General features: G+C 52.9%; 1 rRNA gene. It reads left to right on the plus strand.

The features are described from left to right. Positions 1 to 18: 18 nt before the first annotated feature. A 23S ribosomal RNA gene (locus tag DIE06_RS37460) occupies positions 19 to 2,900 on the plus strand. Positions 2,901 to 2,912 lie beyond the last annotated feature (12 nt).

Raw genomic sequence — 2,912 nt, forward strand, 5'->3', positions numbered from 1 at the left:
GAGACAGACTCGTTATAGGGTCAAGCGAACAAGTGCATGTGGTGGATGCCTTGGCGATCACAGGCGATGAAGGACGCGGTAGCCTGCGAAAAGCTACGGGGAGCTGGCAAACGAGCTTTGATCCGTAGATGTCCGAATGGGGAAACCCGGCCCTTTTGGGTCATCCTAGACTGAATACATAGGTCTAGTGAAGCGAACGCGGTGAACTGAAACATCTAAGTAACCGCAGGAAAAGAAATCAACCGAGATTCCCAAAGTAGTGGCGAGCGAAATGGGATGAGCCTTGCACTCTTTATTTGTATTGTTAGCCGAACGCTCTGGAAAGTGCGGCCATAGCAGGTGATAGCCCTGTAGGCGAAAACAGTATGAAAGAACTAGGTGTGCGACAAGTAGGGCGGGACACGTGAAATCCTGTCTGAAGATGGGGGGACCATCCTCCAAGGCTAAATACTCGTGATCGACCGATAGTGAACCAGTACCGTGAGGGAAAGGCGAAAAGAACCCCGGGAGGGGAGTGAAATAGATCCTGAAACCGCATGCATACAAACAGTCGGAGCCTCGCAAGGGGTGACGGCGTACCTTTTGTATAATGGGTCAGCGACTTACGTTCAGTAGCAAGCTTAACCGTATAGGGCAGGCGTAGCGAAAGCGAGTCCGAATAGGGCGTTCAGTTGCTGGGCGTAGACCCGAAACCAGGTGATCTATCCATGGCCAGGATGAAGGTGCGGTAACACGTACTGGAGGTCCGAACCCACTAACGTTGAAAAGTTAGGGGATGAGCTGTGGATAGGGGTGAAAGGCTAAACAAACCTGGAAATAGCTGGTTCTCTCCGAAAACTATTTAGGTAGTGCCTCGTGTCTCACCTTCGGGGGTAGAGCACTGTCATGGTTGGGGGGTCTATTGCAGATTACCCCGCCATAGCAAACTCCGAATACCGAAGAGTGCAATCACGGGAGACAGACATCGGGTGCTAACGTCCGGTGTCAAGAGGGAAACAACCCAGACCGCCAGCTAAGGTCCCCAAATATAGCTAAGTGGGAAACGAAGTGGGAAGGCTAAAACAGTCAGGAGGTTGGCTTAGAAGCAGCCACCCTTTAAAGAAAGCGTAATAGCTCACTGATCGAGTCGTCCTGCGCGGAAGATGTAACGGGGCTAAGCTATATACCGAAGCTGCGGATGCGTGCTTTGCACGCATGGTAGGAGAGCGTTCCGTAAGCCTGCGAAGGTGCCTTGTAAAGGGTGCTGGAGGTATCGGAAGTGCGAATGCTGACATGAGTAGCGATAAAGGGGGTGAAAGGCCCCCTCGCCGTAAGCCCAAGGTTTCCTACGCAACGTTCATCGGCGTAGGGTGAGTCGGCCCCTAAGGCGAGGCAGAAATGCGTAGCTGATGGGAAGCAGGTCAATATTCCTGCACCATTGTTAGATGCGATGGGGGGACGGATCGCGGAAGGTTGTCCGGGTGTTGGAAGTCCCGGTCGCTGCATTGGAGAAGGCACTTAGGCAAATCCGGGTGCGTAATTCAAGGGTGTGGCGCGAGCTCCTTAGGGAGCGAAGCAATTGGAAGTGGTTCCAAGAAAAGCCTCTAAGCTTCAGTCTAACGATGACCGTACCGCAAACCGACACAGGTGGGCGAGATGAGTATTCTAAGGCGCTTGAGAGAACTCGGGAGAAGGAACTCGGCAAATTGGTACCGTAACTTCGGGATAAGGTACGCCCTTGTAGCTTGATGCGCCTGCGCGCAGAGGGTGAAGGGGTTGCAATAAACTGGTGGCTGCGACTGTTTAATAAAAACACAGCACTCTGCAAACACGAAAGTGGACGTATAGGGTGTGACGCCTGCCCGGTGCCGGAAGATTAAATGATGGGGTGCAAGCTCTTGATTGAAGTCCCGGTAAACGGCGGCCGTAACTATAACGGTCCTAAGGTAGCGAAATTCCTTGTCGGGTAAGTTCCGACCTGCACGAATGGCGTAACGATGGCCACACTGTCTCCTCCCGAGACTCAGCGAAGTTGAAGTGTTTGTGATGATGCAATCTACCCGCGGCTAGACGGAAAGACCCCATGAACCTTTACTGTAGCTTTGCATTGGACTTTGAACCGATCTGTGTAGGATAGGTGGGAGGCTATGAAACCGGAACGCTAGTTTCGGTGGAGCCGTCCTTGAAATACCACCCTGGTTTGTTTGAGGTTCTAACCTTGGCCCGTGATCCGGGTCGGGGACAGTGCATGGTAGGCAGTTTGACTGGGGCGGTCTCCTCCCAAAGCGTAACGGAGGAGTACGAAGGTACGCTAGGTACGGTCGGAAATCGTGCTGATAGTGCAATGGCATAAGCGTGCTTAACTGCGAGACCGACAAGTCGAGCAGGTGCGAAAGCAGGTCATAGTGATCCGGTGGTTCTGTATGGAAGGGCCATCGCTCAACGGATAAAAGGTACTCTGGGGATAACAGGCTGATACCGCCCAAGAGTTCATATCGACGGCGGTGTTTGGCACCTCGATGTCGGCTCATCTCATCCTGGGGCTGTAGCCGGTCCCAAGGGTATGGCTGTTCGCCATTTAAAGAGGTACGTGAGCTGGGTTTAAAACGTCGTGAGACAGTTTGGTCCCTATCTGCCGTGGGCGTTGGATATTTGAAGGGGGCTGCTCCTAGTACGAGAGGACCGGAGTGGACGAACCTCTGGTGTACCGGTTGTCACGCCAGTGGCATCGCCGGGTAGCTATGTTCGGAAGAGATAACCGCTGAAAGCATCTAAGCGGGAAACTCGCCTTAAGATGAGATATCCCTGGGGACTAGATCCCCTTGAAGGGTCGTTCGAGACCAGGACGTTGATAGGTCAGGTGTGTAAGCGCAGTAATGCGTTCAGCTAACTGATACTAATTGCCCGTAAGGCTTGATCCTATAACAAGTCTG

This window comes from Burkholderia sp. Bp8998, assembly GCF_003854235.1.
In the GTDB taxonomy this organism is placed as follows: domain Bacteria; phylum Pseudomonadota; class Gammaproteobacteria; order Burkholderiales; family Burkholderiaceae; genus Burkholderia.